Raw genomic sequence first — 19182 nt, 5'->3', positions numbered from 1 at the left:
AAGAGCGGGCGGGGCGGTCAGGAATGCCTGGATCGGGGTGAAACTTTCACCTCGGGCGGCTTGTCGCGCAGCGCCGGCAGGCCCAGCGCGATCGCCGTGAGCGCGCGGGTGAGCGTGGGCTCCAGCTGGGGGCAGGCGGCGGCCAGCTCGGGGTCCTCGGCGTAGACCTGGACGAGCGCGGGCGGCGGGTTGGCGGCCGGGTAGAGCATCCCGGCCAGCCCGCAGGCGGCCCCCACCAGCTCGCCGCCCTCGCGCGCGGTCAGCCCGGCGACGGGGGCCACCTGCGCGCCCAGCTCGGCGGTGACCCCGATCGCCGTCCGCTTGTACGTGCGGGCCGCCGAGACGGAGACGTTGTGCTCCAGGCTGTTGGACGAGTGGCTCATCAGGTCGCAGAACAGCGGCCGCTCGACCAGCGTGCCGGTCAGCACGGCCACCACCCGATGCAGCCCCTCGGCTCCGCCCCGAGGCTCGTCGCACAGGCAGCCGGCCACGGCGTCGGCCCAGGAGTGCCACTCCTCGGCGAGCAGTTCGAGGTAGATCTCCTCGCGGGTGCCGAAATAGCGGACAATGTTGGACTTCGCCAGCCCGACGGCGTCGGCGACCGCGCCGAGGCTGACGTTGCGCACCCCCGAGGTGCGGGCGAGCTCGCGCGCGGCGGCGAGGATCGCCTCGCGCCGCTGCTGCTTGTGCTCGGGCCTCCTGGCCCGGCGAAACGCCGCCCGTGTCATGTCGTCAGCAGCATAACGCGCGAAGATAACAGAACGCCGGTCTCTTGTTAGGTGAACGACGTTCTGTTAACGTCACCCCCATATCCGCCATGGGAGGACTCTCGAGTGACCGAGATACGGATGAAGGTGAACGGCGACGTCGTGGCCCTCGACGTCGAGCCGTGGGTGAGCCTGCTCGACGCGCTGCGCGACCGGCTCGGCCTGACCGGCCCCAAGAAGGGCTGCGACCAGGGGGCCTGCGGCGCGTGCACGGTGCTGGACGGCAGCATGCGGATCAACTCCTGCCTGGCCCTGGCCGTCCAGTACGACGGTCACGAGATCACCACCATCGAGGGCGTGGACCACCCGCTCCAGGAGGCGTTCGTCCGCCACGACGGCCTCCAGTGCGGCTACTGCACGCCGGGCCAGATCTGCTCGGCGATCGGCATGCTGGCCGAGCACGCGGCCGGGCAGCCCAGCGCGGTCACGGGCGAGGCGGCCGTGCGGCGGCTGTCGGAGCCCGAGGTCAGGGAGCGGATGAGCGGCAACCTGTGCCGCTGCGGGGCCTACAACGGCATCGTGGACGCGATCATGGACGTCGCGGGGGAGGCCGGACGATGAGGCTGTTCGCGTACGTCAAGCCCGCCGACGTCGACGCCGCCGTGCTGGCCGCCTCGACCGAGCCGAGAGCCCGCTTCATCGGCGGCGGCACCAACCTGGTCGACCTCATGCGCGAGGGCATCGAGCGGCCCGACATCGTCGTGGACGTCACGGGCCTGCCGCTCGACACCATCGAGGAGCTCCCCGACGGCGGCCTGCGCGTCGGCGCGCTCGTCCGCAACAGCGTGCTGGCCGCCGACCGGCGGGTCCGCGCCCGCTACCCGGTGCTGTCGCAGGCTCTGCTCGCCGGGGCCTCGGCGCAGCTGCGCAACATGGCCACCGTCGGCGGCAACCTGCTCCAGCGCACCCGGTGCCCGTACTTCTACGACACCGACGCCGCCTGCAACAAGCGCGAGCGCGGCACCGGCTGCGACGCGCTCGACGGGTTCAACCGCGGCTCGGCGATCCTCGGCGTCAGCGAGCACTGCATCGCCACGCACCCGTCCGACATGGCCGTGGCGCTCGCCGCGCTGGACGCCGTCATCGAGGTACGCGGCCTCGACGGCACCCGCCGCGTCCCCCTGACCGAGTTCCACCGCCTGCCCGGCGACACCCCCGACGTCGAGACCGACCTGACCCCAGGCGAGCTGATCACCGCGGTCGAGATCCCCGCGCTCGCCGCCCCCTCCCGCTACCGCAAGGTCCGCGACCGCGCCTCGTACGCCTTCGCCCTGGTGTCGGTCGCGGCGGCGCTGGACGTCCGCGACGGCGTGATCGCCGAGGCCCGGCTGGCGCTCGGCGGCGTCGGCACCAAGCCCTGGCGGGCCAGGGAGGCCGAACGCCTCCTGGCCGGAGGCCCCGCCGACGAGGACGCGTTCGGCCGCGCCGCCGACGCCGAGCTGGCGGCGGCCACCGTACGCCCGGCCAACGCGTTCAAGTCCGGCCTGGCCCGCGCCACGATCGTGGCCACGCTGCGCGAGCTGAGCACCGAAGGGACCGCCCGATGACCACGTTTGCTCCTCCCGAGACCCGCACCCCCTACGTCGGCCGGGCCGTGGACCGCATCGACGGCGCCGCCAAGACCCACGGCGAGGCCCGTTTCGCCGCCGAGCACTCCTACCCCGGGCTGGCCCACGCCGCGCTCGTGCACTCCACGATCGCGCGCGGCCGCATCACCGCCATCGACACCGCCGCCGCCCGCGCGGTGCCCGGCGTGATCGAGGTGCTCACCCACGAGAACGCCCCCGCCATGAAGCCCGCCAAGGGTGGCCCGCTCGACCTCAGCTCGATGGTCTCCGGCACCTCGGTCAACTACCTCGCCACCGACCAGGTGCACTGGAACGGCCAGCCCGTGGCCGTCGTGGTGGCCGAGACGCAGGAGACCGCCAGGCACGCGGCCAGGCTGGTGCGGCCGGCGTACGAGGAGCTGCCCGCGGCGGTGGACTTCGCCGCCGAGGCGCCGAACGCCGTACCCGTCAAAGGCAACCCGATCATGCAGCACGGCGCCGAGAAGGGCGACGCGGAGGCGGCGCTGGCCGCCGCGCCGGTCTCGGTGGACCTGACGTTCAGCACGCCCGCCCTGAACCACAACGCGATCGAGCCGCACGCCACCACCGCCGTGTGGAACGGCGACGAGCTGACCGTGCACGAGAGCACGCAGAGCATCGCCTTCCTGCGCAGGCACCTGGCCAAGCGGTTCGGGGTGCCGGAGGGGAACGTGCGGGTGCTGTCGCCGTACGTGGGCGGCGGGTTCGGCGGCAAGGGCTCGGTGTGGGCGGGCACGCTGCTCGCCGTGCTGGCCGCCCGCGCGACCGGCCGTCCCGTACGCCTCGCGCTCACCCGCGAGGCCGTCTACCGGACCGTCGGCGGGCGCACCCCCAGCACCCAGCGGGTCGCGCTGGGCGCCGACGCCCACGGACGGCTGACCGCGCTCATCCACACCAGCGTGTCGCACACCAGCAGGATCGGCGGCAACGCCGAGCCGATCACCGCGGCCTCCCGCCACCTCTACGCTGCCCCCAACATCCTGCTGCGCGAATCATCCGTCCAGCTCGACCTGCTGGCCACCACGTTCATGCGGGCGCCCGGCGAGGCCATCGGCACGTTCGCGATCGAGTCGGCGATGGACGAGCTGGCCTGGCGGCTCGGCATGGACCCCATCGAGCTGCGGCTGGCCAACGAGCCCGAGCGCGACCCGGTGGGCGGGCAGGAGTTCTCCCACCGGCGGCTGCGTGAGCTGTACACGAAGGGGGCCGAGCTGTTCGGCTGGCACCGGCGCACCGAGGGCATGCGCGACGGCCGGCTACTGGTCGGCATGGGCGTCGCCACCGCCTTCCACCCCGCGATGCTCTGGCCCGCGAGCGTCACCGTGCGGCTGGCCGCCGACGGCACCGTGGTCGTGCGCTGCGGGATGCAGGAGATGGGCATGGGCGCGGCGACCGCGCAGGCCCAGATCGCGGCCGACGAGCTGGGGGTGCCGCTGGAGTCCGTACGCGTCGAGTACGGCGACTCCGACCTCCCGGCCGCCCCCATGGCCGCAGGCTCCGGGCAGACCGCGAGCGTGGCCGCGTCCGTGGTCGCCGCCTGCGCCAAGGTGAAGCAGGCCGTGCTCGCCCTGGCCCGCCGCGCCCCCGGCTCGCCGCTGCGCGGCCACCGGCTCGCCGACCTCCAGGCCCGCGACGGCGGGCTGCACCACGCCGGGGGCGGGCAGACGTACGCGGACATCCTCACCGCCGCCGGCCGCGACCACGTCGAGGGCGCCATCAAGCAGGGCATGCTCGGCTTCGTCGTGGGGATGCTGCGCGAGCGCCGCCGCTGGGTGAAGGCCGCCACCGGCGCGCACTTCTGCGAGGTGCGCGTCGACCCCGACACCATGGAGGTACGCGTCGCGCGCTGGCTCAGCGTCTTCGACATCGGCACCGTGGTCAACACCAGGACCGCCGAGAGCCAGATGCGCGGCGGCATCGTCATGGGGCTCGGCCTCGCGCTGACCGAGCAGACCCTGATCGACCCGCGCAACGGGCGGATCGTCAACCCCAGCCTGTCGGAGTACCACGTGCCGGTGCACGCCGACGTCCCGCGCCTCGAGGTGCACCACCTCGGCGACCCCGACCCCACCATGCCGCTCGGCATCGTCGGGGTCGGTGAGGTGGGCATCACCGGGGTCGCCGCTGCCGTCGGCAACGCCGTACGCCACGCCACCGGCACCCGCGTCCGCGACCTGCCGATCACCCTGGACAAGCTGATGTGAGCCGGTTTCCCTGTCGGGCGTGCCTAAGCTGATCTCAGCGATCTGAGGAGGCTCCCATGTCACGCCCGCCCTTCCCGCCGTTCACCGAGGAGACCGCCCGCATCAAGGTGCAGGCCGCCGAGGACGCCTGGAACACCCGCGACCCGGAGAAGGTGGCACTGGCCTACACCGAGGACACCGTCTGGCGTAACCGCGACGAGTTCCTGACCGGGCGGGCCGAGGTGGTCGCCTTCCTGCGCCGCAAGTGGGACAGGGAGCTGGAATACGCGCTGCGCAAGGAGCTGTGGGGAGTGCTCGGGAACCGGATCGCGGTGCGGTTCCAGTACGAGTCGCGGGATTCGTCCGGACAGTGGTGGCGTAGCTACGGGAACGAGCAGTGGGAGTTCGACGAGTCGGGGCTGATGCGGCGCAGGGAGGCCAGCATCAACGACGTGCCCATCTCGGATTCCGAGCGGCGCATCTTCGGGGTCAGGGGCGAGGACGAGCGCGGCGTGGACGTGCTGCCGATCTTCTAGCGCTCGGGCGCTCGGTCGCGGGCTTGGGCCGGTTCGCTTGAGTTGGGCCGCTTCTGTCAGGGGCTCCGGCGATCAGGGTGTGCGGATCCACATCGGGTCGCCGTACCGCTGCTCGACGCCCTCACCCGGCACGAAGTCCGGCGCCGTGCCCAGCACGACCAGCCCCTGCACCTCCAGATACCGGATGAGGCCCGCCGCCACCGAGAACACCGTCTCCATCGAGCCGCATTCCGGCGGCATGTGCTGCTGCAGCACCGTCACCACGTCCTGCAGCTTGAACTCCGCCGGCAGCAGGTCCGCCACCTCCTTGACGAAGTCCTCCGTCACCCGGGCCCGCACCACCACCGCGCCCTGCCGGCTCTGCCCCGAGCCGTCGCAGTTGTGGCAGCCGTCGCTGTGGAAGGGGGCGATCGAGATCAGGCCCGACCCCAGGCAGGTCACGCAGCGCCCCCACTCGGCCGCGTGCAGCGTCGCCGCCTCGCGGTCGGCCAGCGGGACGGCGCAGGAGCAACGGTAGGAGTTGTAGGTGCCGGCGACGTAGTCGCGGTAGCCGATGTACGCGGGGGCGTCGACCCATTCGGTGGTGATCACGTGCAGCTCGTTCATGAAACTCTGTTCCTTCGGCTGGGGTGACCACAACATAGCCCCGGCACCGGCCCGAAATCACAGGATCGACCGAACCCATCACTTTCCGTAAGGCTCTGGCGGGCGGGTTTCGCAGGGCTCTGGCGGGCGAGTTTCGCTGGTCGAGGCTCTGGCTAGCGAGTTTCGTAGGGCTGTGGCTGGCTGGGCGGGCCGCCCTTGAGCTCGTGGAAGCCAGGAGTGCCCGCGACCAGCAGCACGCCGTCCCAGAGCCGCCCCGCGTCCTCACCCGTCGGCACCCGGGAGATGACGGGCCCGAAGAACGCGGCCCGGCCGGTCACGGCCACGACCGGCGTACCGACCTGATTGCCCCCGACGTGTTCGAGCGCCTCGGCCGTCGAGGCCCGCAACTCGTCGTCGTAGTCGTGCCCCATCCCCGCCTCGGCCAGGTCTTGGGGCAGGTCCGCCGTTTCCAGCGCCGTCTGCAGATCACCGAGCCAGTCACCTCCGCCCGTCGTCCACAGGGCTGTGTAGAACCGGCCGAGCGCCTCCTGCCCGTGCGTCTTGCGGACGGCCGCGCAGATGCGCGCCGGCACCCACAGGTACCCCTCGGGGTCGCCTTCGGGATCGTCCTCCCGACCCTCGTTGAGCACCGACAGGCTCATAACATGCCACAGCACCTCGACCGCCCGCACCTTGCCGACCTCGATGAGCCACCGCGAGGTCAACCACGTGTACGGGCAGGACGGGTCGAACCACATGTCCGCCATCATCATGACCACCATCCTCGGAGTTACCTTCATGAGTGTGCTGACCGTCGGCGTGGACCTGGCCGCCGAACCCCCGCGTACCGCCGTGGCCTGGCTGGGCTGGTCACCGGGCCGAGCCCACCTCACCCGCCTCGACCTGGGCGCGGACGACACGACCTGCCTCGAAGCCATGCTGACGGCGGACAAGACCGGCATCGACTGCCCCCTGGGCTGGCCTGCCCCGTTCATCGACTTCATCACCGCACATCGCGAGGGAAACGTCACGGTGCCGCCCGGCGTACCCGGCATGACCTGGCGCCGCGCCCTCACCCATCGCCTCACCGACCACGTCGTGCAGGCTCGAACCGGCCTCCGCCCCCTGAGCCCTTCGGCCGACCGCATCGGCCACACGACAATGCGCTGCGCCGCCCTCCTCGCTAGTTTGGCCACCCGCGGTCACCCGGTGGACCGCAGGGGCACCGGCGCGGTGGCGGAGGTCTACCCGGCGGCCTCCCTGAAGCTGTGGGGCTTCCTGCACGAGGGCTACAAACGCACCCGCAACCTGTCGTCGTTGAACGCCCTCGTAGACCACCTGAAATCCTCGGCTCCCTGGCTCGACCTGGCCTCGTTCGAGCCACTCTGCCGAAAGTCCGACGACGCCCTGGACGCCGTCATCTGCGCCCTGACCGCCCGCGCCGCCGCCCTCGGCAAGACCACCTCCCCGTCGCCGGAGGAGTCGGCCACGGCAGCCACGGAAGGCTGGATAGCCCTCCCCACCACCCCACTCACCGACCTCGCCCCCTGAGATTTTGTCGGTGCCGCCCGCCAAGATCTGGGCATGCCCACCGACCCCATCCACGCCGAGCTCGCCGAGATCGGCGGCTGCGTCACCTACGTCCGCGACTTGCCGTTCGAAGAGGTGGTGACCCGGCTCGGCGGCCGCCCCAAGACCTTCACGCCCGAGCCACAGCGGGACTATTCGACGGAGAGCGAAGCCCACGTGGGCATCGCATCGATGGGCGACTGGACCATGATCGTCGAGTGGAGCTCGCTGCTCGGCATCTCAGGAAGCGTCATGGGGCGGCTGTCCGCAGGCACCCGCCTCGTCTCCCACTCCTGCCTCGACATCAAGGCCCTCGACTACTTCTACTGGTTGGACGACGGCGAGCTGCGTTTCTGCTTCATCGCGCAGGAGGGCTACATGGAGCCCGTGCCCGCGGAGCTGGCGGCGTTCATGGAGGACATCGAGGCCCGCTACCCCCGCGCCGACCCTCACAAGGGCCCGATGTGGCTCCTGACCGAACATCTGACGGGCATCAAGCCGACCCCGGAGTTATTGACGGAGACGCCGCGCCTGTACGGCATGGTTCCCAACGTGGAGTGGGAAATCATCGCCTGGTGACCACCTCCAAGACCCGAATACTCCCCACCTCCCCGCCGTACCAAAGCTGAAATTCAGCACCCGGCGTGACATATCGCCCCGCGTCCTCGTACCAGAACTCCGCCTCACCCACGACCTCGCCGTCCCCAGGCGCCAAGGAGACAGCCCCGGCGACATCCACCTCAACCCCCAGCAGGACCGGCCGCCCAGCGTCATCCGTCCCGATTCGCGCCATGAGCGACCGTGTCGGCAGCGGCATGGGTTGCCTTAGCCCCGGAACCCGCACCCCCACCCTCGCCCGCACCGTCATTTGAAGATCCTCACCAGCCTGACCAGCTTCACCAGCCCATTACGCAAGAAGTATGCGGACCCTTCCCCAGCCGCCGCGATCGCCTCAGCCTTGGCGAGATGCCGCGCATCGATCTCGGCCTGCGTGACGACGTACGTCCCCCACCCCCGCTCCTGGGCCAGCTTCGCGAAGTTCTCCGCCTGCTCCCGCGTCGGAAAGAAGTACTTCCCCTCCAGCCCTTGGATCACCGTGTAGGCGCCCCTCTCTTCGACCGACTTCAGCTCCGCCTCGGCCACGGCCCGCCACAAGGGCACAACGCCCGCCGCCTCCAGCCCCGGCAGCTCAGGCCCCGGGAGAGCTCCCTTGACCACCAGGAACTCTCGGCAGGAGGCCCCGAGATCGTCCCCTTCCCGGGCCCCCACGACGATGCAGATCTTCCCGCTGTACTGGCCATGCACCCCGTTGGTGACCCGCTGGCAGGGAGGAACATCCATCGTCCCGGTCACAGGCACCGTCTCCGGCGGAACGGTCGGATCCAGATAGGCCGGAAGCGTCACCCGCTGATAGGCCGTGAAAGACACATGGCTCCGGACCCAGCACTCGACCCGGAACCGCGCCACCGACACGGTCTCCTCAAGCCTGCGGCTCCCGAGCAACGCGGTAAGCGTCACCTGCCCACCCGGCGGGGCAGCGATGACCTTCGGCTCCCGATCCCGCCGCACCCCGTCCACCGACACTTGGGCGTGGGCCCCTTCGGGATAGGAGTCGTAGATGAGCGGCATGGCCGGCACCGGCCCCTCGGCGGCGACGGTGTGAACCGCGTACGCCGACCCACCGACCAACGCCACGAGGGCCGCGATGACCGAACCCAGCTTCCACTTCATGCCCCACACTCCTTGACCTCAGGAGCGCGTACGGAAGGGGCGATGAATCGGGTTCGAAACCCAATCGATCAGGCATACCGGGCCGGCCTGTCGAGGCGCGGGGGAGACGGGACCGGACGCGAGCGTTCTTGGGGCGATGGGCCGGAACGATCGACACCATCGCCCACCACCGCTCACACGGCCTGACCGCCCAGAATCATCTCGAAGGTCCGCCGAGCAACAGCCATCAACGTCCAGGCCGTCTCATGCACGGTCCCTTGCTCCTGATCAGCCCGCTGCACGAACCCCTGCCCACCTGCGGTGCACAGCTCGTACGCCATGACCTGACACCCACAGGTGTGCGCGACAACCCGGACAACCGCCGCCCGAGACACCGGCTCGTACCAGGAGAGCTCGACCGGTTCGGGAAGCAGTGGCCCGACATGAGCCCCGTGATAGTCGGGAACGCTCAAAAGACCCGCCCCTCAAAGACCTCGACGAGATTCCGCAGCGCAGCCCCCACCCTCGCCATGACGATCCTCTGGACCTGATCGCTCTCCCGCGGTAGCCGATACCCGTGCCTCTCCAACACCTCCCGCACCTCGGCGGCGAGAAGGGGCGTGAACCGCACGTCTGTGATTGTGTTTCCCATGGGTCGGACCTCCTACGTCCGATCAAGGGCCTGTCTCGACGCTTGCCCCGTTGAGACAGGCCCGCTTTGGCTTTCCAGCAGCGTACGCACAACACGTACAGCTCGTCTAGTACGTATAGCCCGTACCCGACGTAGGCCCCTAGCCATACGTCCTTAACGTGTTGATGTGACCATTGACCAGCTCGACCCCACCCCGATCTACGAGCAACTGGCCCGCATCATCAGGGACCGCATTAAGGCCGGCGACCTGGAGGAGCGTCAGCTCGTACCCTCGGAAAGCTCCCTCCAGCAGGAGCACGGCATCGCCCGGGGCTCGGTACGTCGCGCCATGGAAGTCCTACGTGAGGAGGGCTGGGTGGTCACCATCCAGGGCCGCGGCACCTTCGTCGCCCCTAAGGACCGCTGGCCGAAGAACTGACGCGAGTCAGCCATACGCAGCTGGGATGCGGCACCAGGCGTGACCTACCGCGCCGCGTCCGCGTACCAGAACCCCGCCTCCCCAAACAATCTCGCTTTCCCGGGCGACAGGGGGACAGCCCCGGCGCTGGGGTGAACTCGGGTGGTCGGTGGAGGCGATGGGCTGGCCAACCGGCACGACCACCGCCCGCCACCCTCGTCACACGGCCTGACCGCTGAGGATCATCTCGAAGGTCCGCCGCGCAACAGCCATCAACGTCCAGGCCGTCTCATGCACGGCTCCTTGCTCCTGATCAGCCCGCCGCACGAACCCCTGCCCACCTGCGGTGCACAGCTCGTACGCGATGACCTGACACCCACAGGTGTGCGCGACAACCCGGACAACCGCCGCCCGAGACACCGGCTCGTACCAGGAGAGCTCGACCGGTTCGGGAAGCAGTGGCCCGACATGAGCCCCGTGATAGTCGGGAACGCTCAAAAGACCCGCCCCTCAAAGACCTCGACGAGATTCCGCAGCGCGACCCCCACTCGCGCCATGACGAGTCCCTGCACTTGATCGCTCTCGCTCGGCAGCCGATACCCGTGCCTCTCCAGCACCTCCCGCACCTCGGCCGCGAGAAGGGGCGTGAACCGTACGTCTGTGACCGTGTGACCCATAGGCCTGGACCTCCGTTTTGAGAGCGATCGACACGTCCTGGCAGGCAGCGGGGTTACGCCTACGCAGCCGAGGACGGGGTTCTGAACGAACCTGACTAGTGAGCCGAGACCAGGCTACGAAGCTTCCCTATAGATGTCTACCCTTGTCGGCGGACAGACGGTCATGTAGGGGGACGTGAGGGGCTCCCTACAGTGATTGGCATGGCGGAAGAGTGGCAATTCGATCCCACAAGCCCCAAGTCAGCGCAGATAGCGGCCGAGCTGGAGAAGCGCATACGGGCCGGAGAGTACCCACCCAAGCACCCCATCTATGAAGTGCGGCTCGTGCAGGAGTTCGGCGTGGCCCGCGAAACCGCGCGAAAGGCGACGGTGATCCTCAGAGAACGAGGCCTGATCTTCACTGTCCGCGGCATGGGCAGCTTCGTCTCAGAACCCAGCTCCTGGGCCGACTGATCGTGCACATTGAACTCGGCTCGTAATACCGATGGTCACGAGCGGAGGCTGGTCGGGCAGCTGTGCCCTGCCGGCGATGGACGGCCGGGCACAGCGCCAGTACCGCGGACAGCCCAGAGGGCTAATCTCGCTGGCCGACGAAGCAAGAACCGTTAGCTGATCTTGGAGAGGGTCTCGCGATCGCGGAAGTACTCATGCCGCTTGTGATCAGCTTGGCCCGTGAAGGCACGGAAGGCGCCTAGCTTGTACGCGAGCCCGCTCTGACGTGTCTCCTTGATGATCTCGAAGTCACGGCTCAGAAGACTGATGCGGCGGTCGATCTCCGGGTCGGAAAGGTCCTCCTTGGCCTTCCGGGCAATCTGAGCTGCTGTCATGAAGTCGCCCGTCTCACGAAGAGCCCGGTAGATTGGGTCATGCTCAATGACGGGGTCAAACTCACGACGAGCAGCAGTGCGGTTGAGGGCTGCGACGATTGCAACGCCGAGAGCCTTGGCCACAGGCGGTGGGAAGGCGTTCCCGATCTGGCGGTAGCTAGACGTCTTCTTGCCGGTGAAAGTCCACTTGAACTCTTCCCCATCCCAGCCCTGGATGCGGGCGACCATCTCACAGGTCAGCTTGGGTCCGACCGGGAAGACATCGTCTGGCCCGGGAACGTCATTAGCCACCCCAAGGGCGTCCACGCCAAGTTCTGCCCAGGCCCGTTTGGCGCGGGTCGGCCCAAGATCGGCACCGCCATGCTTCTTGGAACCGCCCACGATGGTGGGCGCGATGTCGTTGGCCTTCTTGGCCCACTCCTCCGCTCCGCGCCACCCGTTGGCCGAAATCAGCGGTAGGAGAGCCTCACCAACGGTAGGCGCTTCTCCCGTCGGAGCCGGCCAGTGAAAGTGCACGAAATCTTCAGGCTTCATCGCTACGAGCACGAACCTGGGCCGAAGCTGGGGCACTCCGAAGTCGGACGCGTGGAGGAGACGCCACTCAGCCGCATAGCCGAAGTCAGCCAGCTTGTCGAGCACGTGCTGGCGGTAGCCGGCGAAGCGGGGCATGCTGAGCCCTCGGACGTTCTCCAACAGCAGCGCGCGTGGCTGAACGATCTTGACCTGCTCGACCGCCCAAGCGAAAAGGTCCCGCTCATCGGTTGCGCCCAGTTGCTTGCCAGCAATCGTGAACGGAGGACAGGGAACTCCGCCGGCCAGGAGATCGATAGGCGCTCGTCCAGGTCCAGGGGCGTAGTCCTCTGGATCCCAAACAGCCGGATCCGCGACATCACCCTTGACCACCTTCCAATGTGGCCGGTTGTGCCGCAGGGTGTTCACGGCGTTCTCGTCCAGCTCCACGGCCAGTTCGTGCTCGAACCCAGCCTTCTCAAGCCCGAGTGCCTGCCCACCCGCGCCGGCGCAGATCTCGATGACACGAAGCGGTTCAGCCACGAAGGCCCCTTTCACTTGCTTGGTGGCACGCGGGTGCGTCACCACATGTATCTTCGCGGAGAAGGCCCGGAACGACGTGATTATCGGTGCGGAAGTGTCTGAGACCAAGAGGGACGAGGCCAGAAGACAGGCCCACGAGCGAGGCGTCTACCCCGCCCCGCTCAACGAAGGACGCTCGCGGAACATGCGCGCCAACAGGAGGGCCAACACGAAGCCCGAGGTCGCGTTGCGCAGCGCACTGCACCGGCTCGGCTACCGATACCGCAAGGACTTCCGTCTTGATCTCGGCGAAGTCAAAGTGCGTCCAGACATCGTCTTCACGGCCCGCAAGGTAACAGTCTTCGTGGACGGGTGCTTCTGGCACGTCTGTCCGCAGCACGGCCGCGAGCCGACGACCAACGAGTGGTACTGGACGCCGAAGTTGCGCCGGAACATCGAGCGTGACCACAGAGTCAACGCAGCGCTCGACGCCGCAGGCTGGACTGTCCTGCGCCTGTGGGAGCACGAGCCGCTATCCTCCGCAGTTGAGGCGGTCGTTGCCGCAGTTGATCGAAGTTCCGAACGCTCGTGCGATAGTAGTTCATCCACGCTGTGAACGAGTCACTGCAAGCCCAGGTGCTGGGCGCGACAGGGCGCGACGCTGCTTATTTAAGGCAGTCGTTTCTTCCCGGCGCCTGAGTTTCGCACCCTCCTGTACGCGCGCCTGGCCCTCTCGGCCTCGGTGCGACCTCTGTACCAAGCGGTGACTATCTTCGGGAGCCACTCACCGATCTTGTCAGGGTGCCTAAATGCGTACACGATGGCAACCAAGATCAGTGCAGCCGCTCCACCTATGCTTGCTGCTGTTGTAGTGAGCAGGTCCAAGATAGGAGGGGTGCTCATCGCAGCCTGCCGCTGCGAGGAGCCGAACCCTCGTAAACGTATCTCATGGTCCCTCGCCAAATTCGACGCTTCACAATTGCTGTATGGGTGGCATAAAGCAGGTCCTGCTGTACCGCATGTGGGTAGAGGCTGCCGCTCCATGTCGTAACGGCCCTGCTCACCAGGCGCCTGAAACGGTATGTCGAACTGGCTCTCGTGAAAGCTGGGCAGGCTTCGCAGGCAATACATAACCGACTCGGTGGCCGTCAGTGCAGCGTCCGCCAGAGGCGATACGCACACTGGTCGCCGTCGGGGTGCCCGAAAGCGGCGGCTTTCTTATACCACGCTATCGCTTCCGTTGTATCTGCCTCGGATTCGGCCATGATGCCGAGTCGGAACGCGGCTAGTGCGTCCTCCTTATCTGCTGCTAGAGATAGGTAGATACGGGCCGCCGCAAAGTCTTGCGCGCGCTGATATCCGAGAGCGTATTTTCGCGCCTCTTCCAAAGCCTCCTGGATGGACGCTGGTGGAGCATAGTCAAGATTTGCAACTGCAGCCACGGAGGTCCAGAAACGGACGTCATCCACGTTGCCGTGGAGATGATGCAGAAGTGCGAGCTTGGCCGGCGCGTCGCTAGTCTGCGTCTCGCTCGCCTCCCGGAGCAATCGCATGCCATACTCCTCACCGAGCAGCTCGATCGTGTGTTCCCGGCGCGCCCCGGTGAAGTCACTTGAATCGTTTTCATTTTTCCAAGGCCGGCTTCTCGTCGCTGCCCTCAAAACCTTCGTGGCGAAGGCGGCCGCCTCGTTGTAAACCTCCATGCGCTTTTCGTCGGACCAGCTTGAATATCGGGGATCGTCTAGGCGAAGAAGAGTCAACATCAAGACAATCAACCCAGGGCGCCCGGGCCTTCTAGTTGAGCCGCTCTGCCACCGACTGATTTGCGATTCGTGGACCGAGCAAGCCTTCAAGCTGGGGTCGATGCCGACAAAGTCCCGGGCTGTAGAAGCCGATTGCTTAGCGATACTGCACGGACGGTGTCCACGATCAGCGATCGCGTCGCGGATTAGCCGGGCTGTCTCAGGAAGCGAATCCGCGGTGGTGCCAATGGGCATGGCAGGCCCCTTAAGGGTGAACGGCCGACACTTCGGGAAAATCATGCCATAGGCCAATGGCGCCCGGAGGCGAGTCCTGCGCGTTGTCTGGTTGCATTTTCTTGCACTTTGTCCGGGACCGGCGCATGTTTGCTGTCGGCCACGAAGCCGACCCTCTCAAGCAAGTCGGCTCGCTAGCTCCGGGAGGGCAGCCTCAGGTCGCTGATCAGGCATTTCTCTGTGCGCGCTGAGATAGAAGCCGATGAGCAGGGATTCTCTCAGTCGCCGGAGCGCGGCGACACGCCAGGGCATCGTTTGGGGCCTATCGGTGGTGCCGTTGAAGAGGCCGTCGCCTGACCGGCGGCCAGGGGCGTGCAAGGCGGCGCAATTACACGCAAGTTGCACGGCACCCTTGGCGCTCTGCTGTTGCATATTTGATCTGTGACATACTATTGTCTGCCACTGGCGAGCCTCTGGTGCTGCCGGGGTCTCGTGCTTGTTGCTACCGCTCTCACCAATCGGTGCTGCCGTCGAGCATGGGCGAATCATAGCCATTGAGCAGTGGTAGCAAGCGAGGGATGCCGCTCTGAACTTGGTCCGACGGAATGGTGAGCCGACAGGAATCCCATCGTCCGCTCAATCCATGGTCATGGGGTGCGTTCTCCTTGATCCATGAAGTGGGAATTGAGCACACTGCTTCAGCTTTGAAATCCGCAGCCAGGCGGACTGCTACGAGCTGCCATGCTCGATCATTGAGCATCGTCTCATATTCATGGCGGGATAGGAATATAACGAGGCGGTGCCGACGTAGCGATGCTTTGACTTCGAGGTGCAGGCGGAAATCGTCGCTAGTTCTGACATCAATATCGTATCCGTAGGCATCGGAATGCTGGGACACTTGTTCAACGTGCGCGTTGGTCGATTTCCTAAGTAGTTCGACCAGCGCGGTTTCGCCTGCTGCTCCGATCCTGGCTCGCTGAGCGAGATCAACCTTGCCCCACAGAGCGTGGACCTGTCTGAAAGCCTCAGAGGTGCTCAGTCCGATGACCTCTGAGGCTCGCAGCGCGTCGTCCGGTAGTTCGCCTGGGCTCTGCACGAGGACGTCCGCGTCCTGAAACCAGGGAAGGCTTTTCAGTGTCGCTTCGAAGACTCGCTCAGCGATGCTGCCTGGCGTCTGTACGTCTTCGAGCAAGCCCTCCTCTCTGAGCCACCCGTACGCTGCGTCGTACTGAGTGGGCGTCAGGTCGCTGAAATCGGGGTGAGTTGTCAAGAGGGCGCGGCAACGTCGCTGTCCGATGGCCGGCAATCTCTCAAGCCACCGGACAGCGGCGCGCAGGATGGGTTCAGGCGGCGGGGGCACGAAGGTGACCCATCAGAATCTGCAAGTCGCGCTGGTCGAGGCCCCCTCCGATGGCAGGCTCCTCGTACAGATCCGCGAGTTCCCGGACGGTTGGATCATCGAGGATGCTGCCCATGAACAGCAGTTTGTCGGCCAAGCGTTGTTCAACGAGTTCGTCAATGGTGCCTTCGGACGCCAGTACGGTGACTCTTGTTTCGGTGTCCGGAGGCAACCCCAGGCGGTGGATGCGGTCGAGGCTTTGGAGGAACCGGCCAGCCGCGAAGTCCCGGTCGACGTAGACAGCGTCATGACAATCGTGGTGCAGGCTGATGCCCTCCCCAAGAGTGGCGGGGTTGGAGAGCAGCACCATGCAGTTGGGGTCGTTCCTGAATCGAGACAGCTCAGAGTCTCGGTCCTCTGTGCCGCCATGCACCATGGCCGGCTGGAACTCGCCAAGGATGCGGTTCAGCGTGTTGAGACTTCGTATGAACGTGGACCACACCAGGGTCTTCCGGCCGCGCTCAGCATTGGCCGCGACGATCGCCAGGGTTTCCTGATACTTGGGGGACATCTCGTAGCTTGGCAGGTCGCGCATGAGGGCTGAAAGCGGTGACGTGTCAGGCACCGACAGCGGCGGCACTCGGTACGCGAGCGGCTCATAACGGGTCGTCCCCACGGACAGCAAGGCGGGACTGGTCGCGGCCATGAGCATGTAGACGACGATTCTTCCTAGCGTCAGGAAGTCCGCCTCTGCGCCGGCGGCTCGGGCCGAGAAGCGACCTCGCAAGGCGTCATAGATCTCCTTGTGCAGAGGCGGCATGGGGACGACACGCAAGGTGGTCGTCACCGGGGGAAGGCCCAGCTCCCTCTTGGTCGTTCTGGTGAAGAGCGGGCGCAGCACCTGGCTGGCCTTCGCGAGATCGCCGTCTCCAACCGCTTGGATGACTTTTTGCCGCCCATGCCCAGGCCATACGAAGGCGAAGAGGTTCTCCAAATCCTTCGGGCCATTGGGCGCGGGCGTGCCAGTAAGGATGAGCCGGTGCTTGGCTCGTGGCCCCAGGGCCAAGCAAGCCGCGCCATACGCACCGTCGGCCCCCAGCTTCATTCTGTGCGCTTCGTCGAGCAGGAGCATGGACGGACGGGCGGACAGCCAGTAGCCGAGATCGTTCGCCACGCCGTCGAACCGTAGCCGTTCGTAGTTGACGATCAGTGCGTCGGCGGAGGGGTCGTTGTCTTTGCCGTAGACCTCCATACGCAACGGATCAACGAGGCACTGCTTGTTCTCGAAGAGCCACGACTCGTAGCAGGATTTGGGCCCTACCACTAGGAGGCGTTCGACCCCGTTGCGGCGCAGAGCTTGAAAGACGCCCAAGCCGACGCGGGTCTTGCCGGCCCCAGGTACCGAGAAGTTCGCGCCGTGCCGCAGCGAGAGCAGGCGCGCGATGTCCCGTAGCTGGAACTCGGTGAGATCACCCGTCCACGACGTTCCCAGCAACTGCGGAACATCGGCTGGAGTTACTTCGGTTGAAGGCTTGCCTCCGTCAAGCCTCTCGCTCATGGCTTGCGCGTCCGCGGCAGAGCCGGTGGCCAAGGCTGCCAGCTGCGGGTCCCAGACGACAGTGGCAGGTTCAGGCCAGGACGCCAGCGCGACCAGGTTCACGAGAAGGTCTTCGACATCAACCTCGAGCTCGCCCGACATGCGAAGGACACCACTGCGGAACTTGAGTGCCAGGCGTTTGAGGTCTTCCTCGTGGTCGCTGCCGGCGCGTAGGCGTGCCCTAGCAACCCCATCGCCGAAACCGATTTCCAGACTGGCCTTCGAGACGGTGCCCGGCATCAGTCTTCCCGCGTCGCGGCCAGCAGCCACTCAACTCCGTCGCCGGGCGAGGTGAAGGTCCGGCTGGCTTGTCTCGCAAGCCTCGCAAGGCTCTCCCGCAGCTCTAGCAGAGCGTCGTCGAAAGCGTCCTCGTCCAGGACGCGCTTCGCCTTGGCTTCAGCGAACTCCGCCGCACATTGCTTGACGTAATCCGCTGCATCGGTGAGGCGCTCCTGAACAGCGATCTTGCGCTTCTCCAGCTGGGCGTTCTGGCCGGCTAGCTTCACTGCTACGTCGAACGTCTTACGGGCGGATGTGATGAGCCGGCCTGCTTCTGCTTGCGACTCCGCCTCCACCTTGTCGCCAGCCACGCTGGCTGCCTTCGCCTTAAGTAGCTGGTCAGTAAGGGCTTGAGCTGCTTTCACAGACACAGCAGCGTCGGGCAGCGAAACGCCAGGAAGGCCGGGGATATTGACTGTTCCAGGTGCCTGCACCTGGGGGCGGAGCTCGTCGGGCAGGCGCTCATTCAGGTATCTGCTGTGGAAGTCTGCCTCCGCAAGTCGTAGCGAGGTCTTGGGATAGTTGAGCACGACCATCGCGAGCCTGGCCTCTTTGAGCTGTTCAGCAGCCTCTGGATCAGTCTCGGCCTTCTTCGCGAAGTCTCGCTGGAGCTCTCGAAGCTTCTCCTGGTGCTCTTCGAAGTCGATGAGCCGCAGCTGTGCGCCGTCGCTGGTTTTGCTGCGCTCGATGGCCTCGTTGATCATCTGGTAGACCCAGCGGTCCTGACGGAGGGTCTTCACCTTGATGTTGAAGTCGCGGGCCACGTCCTCTTCGCGCCGCCCGCTGGCCAGTTCCTCCTCGATGGCAATGAGGCGGTTGATGTAGGAGTAGTCCCGGCGCTTGTCCCGCCGTAGCTGGAGGGCGAGTTCGACATTGTTGATGTCACGACGGGAGGTGTCGGCGGGAAGCACGCCGACGCGGATGTCCTTGGTGCCTAGGTCCCGCAGGGCCGCGCAGCGGGTGTTCCCGTCGACGATGATGCCGTCAGGGCTGATGATTCCCGGCTCTCGTTGCCCGAAGTCATCAAGCTCTTCCATGAGCGCCGTATAGTCGGGATCCGTCTGGTTGGGGTCGGAGGCCTTCTGGCGAAGGAGATCATGGAGATACGCCTGTGCGGGCTCGCTCCACGGCGTCTGCTCCAAGATTTGGTTCCGCTGCGGATCCAGGGTCCTCTGGGCACGGATGCGGTGGGTGTCGGGGTTGAAGTACAGCATGTCGACGGGCATCGAGATCACGTACAGGTGTTTCTGCTCACCGCGCCAGTCGACCGTAATCTTGGCCCCGTTCTCCGACATGGCTTGCTTGAGACGTTCCTCCACCAAGGAGCGGATCCTCTCGCCCTCAGGGGGAACACCGAACTTCACAGCCATGCCGTCGCCTCCAAGGACCCTAATAGCAAGCACTCCAGGCATCATGATAGAGAGCGTTTACGAGACCCCGAATTGATCCAGAGGTCGCATCCCCACCCGG

At 66.5% G+C, this 19182-nt stretch carries 20 protein-coding genes; 9 read left to right on the top strand and 11 right to left on the bottom strand.

Annotated elements, in window-relative coordinates; genetic code table 11:
* Positions 1–17: 17 nt before the first annotated feature.
* Complete coding sequence (locus AB0K12_RS33210; RefSeq protein WP_364570135.1) at positions 18–728, bottom strand: TetR family transcriptional regulator; 711 nt, start codon at positions 726–728, stop codon at positions 18–20.
* A 120-nt stretch (positions 729–848) separates the two neighbouring features.
* On the opposite strand from AB0K12_RS33210, the gene AB0K12_RS33205 reads away from it, so the two are divergent.
* Genes AB0K12_RS33205 through AB0K12_RS33190 form a run of 4 tightly spaced genes read left to right on the top strand, consistent with a single transcriptional unit; the run spans position 849 to position 5072 of the window.
* Positions 849–1328: a 2Fe-2S iron-sulfur cluster-binding protein gene (locus tag AB0K12_RS33205; RefSeq protein WP_364570278.1), complete on the top strand. Its 480-nt coding sequence runs from the start codon at positions 849–851 to the stop codon at positions 1326–1328.
* Positions 1325–2314, top strand: a complete 990-nt coding sequence (locus AB0K12_RS33200; RefSeq protein WP_364570132.1) for a xanthine dehydrogenase family protein subunit M — start codon at positions 1325–1327, stop codon at positions 2312–2314. The genes AB0K12_RS33205 and AB0K12_RS33200 overlap by 4 nt, the downstream gene beginning before the upstream one ends.
* Positions 2311–4557 carry a xanthine dehydrogenase family protein molybdopterin-binding subunit gene (locus AB0K12_RS33195; protein ID WP_364570129.1) on the top strand — a complete coding sequence of 749 codons (2247 nt, stop codon included), beginning with the start codon at positions 2311–2313 and terminating at the stop codon, positions 4555–4557. The genes AB0K12_RS33200 and AB0K12_RS33195 overlap by 4 nt, the downstream gene beginning before the upstream one ends.
* A 56-nt stretch (positions 4558–4613) precedes the next feature.
* On the top strand, positions 4614–5072 hold the full coding sequence (locus AB0K12_RS33190) for a nuclear transport factor 2 family protein (RefSeq protein WP_364570126.1): 459 nt from the start codon (positions 4614–4616) through the stop codon (positions 5070–5072).
* 72 nt (positions 5073–5144) lie between these two features.
* Here the strand turns inward: AB0K12_RS33190 and AB0K12_RS33185 are convergent, their stop codons facing one another.
* On the bottom strand, positions 5145–5678 hold the full coding sequence (locus tag AB0K12_RS33185) for a hypothetical protein (RefSeq protein ID WP_364570124.1): 534 nt from the start codon (positions 5676–5678) through the stop codon (positions 5145–5147).
* Positions 5679–5830: 152 nt separating this feature from the next.
* The gene (locus AB0K12_RS33180) at positions 5831–6430 is read right to left on the bottom strand and encodes a disulfide bond formation protein DsbA (protein WP_364570121.1); all 600 of its coding nucleotides are present in this window, start codon (positions 6428–6430) and stop codon (positions 5831–5833) included.
* Between the two features lie 25 nt (positions 6431–6455).
* Between AB0K12_RS33180 and AB0K12_RS33175 the strand changes: the two genes are divergently transcribed.
* Together AB0K12_RS33175 and AB0K12_RS33170 are read left to right on the top strand one after the other, a co-directional pair.
* Positions 6456–7208, top strand: coding sequence for a DUF429 domain-containing protein (locus AB0K12_RS33175; protein WP_364570118.1), 753 nt, complete (start codon positions 6456–6458; stop codon positions 7206–7208).
* Positions 7209–7241: 33 nt separating this feature from the next.
* Positions 7242–7805 carry a DUF6461 domain-containing protein gene (locus AB0K12_RS33170; RefSeq protein WP_364570115.1) on the top strand — a complete coding sequence of 188 codons (564 nt, stop codon included), beginning with the start codon at positions 7242–7244 and terminating at the stop codon, positions 7803–7805.
* Between the two features lie 285 nt (positions 7806–8090).
* On the opposite strand, the gene AB0K12_RS33165 is transcribed toward AB0K12_RS33170, so the two are convergent.
* The 3 genes from AB0K12_RS33165 to AB0K12_RS33155 form a co-directional block, all read right to left on the bottom strand.
* Positions 8091–8957, bottom strand: a complete 867-nt coding sequence (locus tag AB0K12_RS33165) for a hypothetical protein (protein ID WP_364570112.1) — start codon at positions 8955–8957, stop codon at positions 8091–8093.
* Between the two features lie 173 nt (positions 8958–9130).
* Positions 9131–9277 (bottom strand): hypothetical protein, encoded by a 147-nt coding sequence (locus tag AB0K12_RS33160; protein WP_364570110.1) that lies wholly within the window; start codon positions 9275–9277, stop codon positions 9131–9133.
* 128 nt (positions 9278–9405) lie between these two features.
* Positions 9406–9588 carry a hypothetical protein gene (locus AB0K12_RS33155; protein ID WP_364570107.1) on the bottom strand — a complete coding sequence of 61 codons (183 nt, stop codon included), beginning with the start codon at positions 9586–9588 and terminating at the stop codon, positions 9406–9408.
* Positions 9589–9754: 166 nt separating this feature from the next.
* Here AB0K12_RS33155 and AB0K12_RS33150 point away from each other — a divergent pair, with 166 nt between their 5' ends.
* Together AB0K12_RS33150 and AB0K12_RS33145 are read left to right on the top strand one after the other, a co-directional pair.
* On the top strand, positions 9755–10006 hold the full coding sequence (locus AB0K12_RS33150; RefSeq protein ID WP_364570104.1) for a GntR family transcriptional regulator: 252 nt from the start codon (positions 9755–9757) through the stop codon (positions 10004–10006).
* A gap of 857 nt (positions 10007–10863) precedes the next feature.
* Positions 10864–11115, top strand: a complete 252-nt coding sequence (locus tag AB0K12_RS33145; RefSeq protein ID WP_364570101.1) for a GntR family transcriptional regulator — start codon at positions 10864–10866, stop codon at positions 11113–11115.
* A 152-nt stretch (positions 11116–11267) separates the two neighbouring features.
* On the opposite strand, the gene AB0K12_RS33140 is transcribed toward AB0K12_RS33145, so the two are convergent.
* On the bottom strand, positions 11268–12542 hold the full coding sequence (locus AB0K12_RS33140) for a DNA cytosine methyltransferase (RefSeq protein WP_364570098.1): 1275 nt from the start codon (positions 12540–12542) through the stop codon (positions 11268–11270).
* A gap of 94 nt (positions 12543–12636) precedes the next feature.
* On the opposite strand from AB0K12_RS33140, the gene AB0K12_RS33135 reads away from it, so the two are divergent.
* Positions 12637–13137 carry a very short patch repair endonuclease gene (locus AB0K12_RS33135; RefSeq protein WP_364570095.1) on the top strand — a complete coding sequence of 167 codons (501 nt, stop codon included), beginning with the start codon at positions 12637–12639 and terminating at the stop codon, positions 13135–13137.
* A 532-nt stretch (positions 13138–13669) separates the two neighbouring features.
* Here AB0K12_RS33135 and AB0K12_RS33130 read toward each other — a convergent pair.
* The 4 genes from AB0K12_RS33130 to AB0K12_RS33115 all read right to left on the bottom strand — a co-directional run bounded on the left by AB0K12_RS33130 (position 13670) and on the right by AB0K12_RS33115 (position 19082).
* Positions 13670–14224 (bottom strand): hypothetical protein, encoded by a 555-nt coding sequence (locus AB0K12_RS33130; RefSeq protein ID WP_364570092.1) that lies wholly within the window; start codon positions 14222–14224, stop codon positions 13670–13672.
* 784 nt (positions 14225–15008) lie between these two features.
* The gene (locus tag AB0K12_RS33125; protein ID WP_364570089.1) at positions 15009–15689 is read right to left on the bottom strand and encodes a DUF3883 domain-containing protein; all 681 of its coding nucleotides are present in this window, start codon (positions 15687–15689) and stop codon (positions 15009–15011) included.
* Between the two features lie 151 nt (positions 15690–15840).
* Positions 15841–17673 carry a DEAD/DEAH box helicase gene (locus AB0K12_RS33120; RefSeq protein ID WP_364570086.1) on the bottom strand — a complete coding sequence of 611 codons (1833 nt, stop codon included), beginning with the start codon at positions 17671–17673 and terminating at the stop codon, positions 15841–15843.
* A complete protein-coding gene (locus tag AB0K12_RS33115) occupies positions 17673–19082 on the bottom strand; it encodes a transcriptional regulator (RefSeq protein WP_364570083.1) in 1410 nt (469 codons plus the stop codon). The genes AB0K12_RS33120 and AB0K12_RS33115 overlap by 1 nt, the downstream gene beginning before the upstream one ends.
* Between the last annotated feature and the right edge of the window lie 100 nt (positions 19083–19182).

The sequence above is a fragment of the Nonomuraea sp. NPDC049419 genome, from assembly GCF_040676995.1.
In the GTDB taxonomy this organism is placed as follows: Bacteria; Actinomycetota; Actinomycetes; order Streptosporangiales; family Streptosporangiaceae; genus Nonomuraea; species Nonomuraea salmonea.
The sequence above is the reverse complement of the archived record's forward strand: the minus strand, read 5'-3'. Positions and strand labels throughout refer to the sequence as shown.

Coding starts and splice junctions, on each gene's coding strand:
- AB0K12_RS33210 (WP_364570135.1), bottom strand. CDS start 728: ATGACACGGGCGGCGTTTCGCCGGGCCAGGAGGCCCGAGCACAAGCAG.
- AB0K12_RS33205 (WP_364570278.1), top strand. CDS start 849: ATGAAGGTGAACGGCGACGTCGTGGCCCTCGACGTCGAGCCGTGGGTG.
- AB0K12_RS33200 (WP_364570132.1), top strand. CDS start 1,325: ATGAGGCTGTTCGCGTACGTCAAGCCCGCCGACGTCGACGCCGCCGTG.
- AB0K12_RS33195 (WP_364570129.1), top strand. CDS start 2,311: ATGACCACGTTTGCTCCTCCCGAGACCCGCACCCCCTACGTCGGCCGG.
- AB0K12_RS33190 (WP_364570126.1), top strand. CDS start 4,614: ATGTCACGCCCGCCCTTCCCGCCGTTCACCGAGGAGACCGCCCGCATC.
- AB0K12_RS33185 (WP_364570124.1), bottom strand. CDS start 5,678: ATGAACGAGCTGCACGTGATCACCACCGAATGGGTCGACGCCCCCGCG.
- AB0K12_RS33180 (WP_364570121.1), bottom strand. CDS start 6,430: ATGATGATGGCGGACATGTGGTTCGACCCGTCCTGCCCGTACACGTGG.
- AB0K12_RS33175 (WP_364570118.1), top strand. CDS start 6,456: ATGAGTGTGCTGACCGTCGGCGTGGACCTGGCCGCCGAACCCCCGCGT.
- AB0K12_RS33170 (WP_364570115.1), top strand. CDS start 7,242: ATGCCCACCGACCCCATCCACGCCGAGCTCGCCGAGATCGGCGGCTGC.
- AB0K12_RS33165 (WP_364570112.1), bottom strand. CDS start 8,957: ATGAAGTGGAAGCTGGGTTCGGTCATCGCGGCCCTCGTGGCGTTGGTC.
- AB0K12_RS33160 (WP_364570110.1), bottom strand. CDS start 9,277: ATGGCGTACGAGCTGTGCACCGCAGGTGGGCAGGGGTTCGTGCAGCGG.
- AB0K12_RS33155 (WP_364570107.1), bottom strand. CDS start 9,588: ATGGGAAACACAATCACAGACGTGCGGTTCACGCCCCTTCTCGCCGCC.
- AB0K12_RS33145 (WP_364570101.1), top strand. CDS start 10,864: ATGGCGGAAGAGTGGCAATTCGATCCCACAAGCCCCAAGTCAGCGCAG.
- AB0K12_RS33130 (WP_364570092.1), bottom strand. CDS start 14,224: ATGGAGGTTTACAACGAGGCGGCCGCCTTCGCCACGAAGGTTTTGAGG.
- AB0K12_RS33120 (WP_364570086.1), bottom strand. CDS start 17,673: ATGCCGGGCACCGTCTCGAAGGCCAGTCTGGAAATCGGTTTCGGCGAT.
- AB0K12_RS33115 (WP_364570083.1), bottom strand. CDS start 19,082: ATGGCTGTGAAGTTCGGTGTTCCCCCTGAGGGCGAGAGGATCCGCTCC.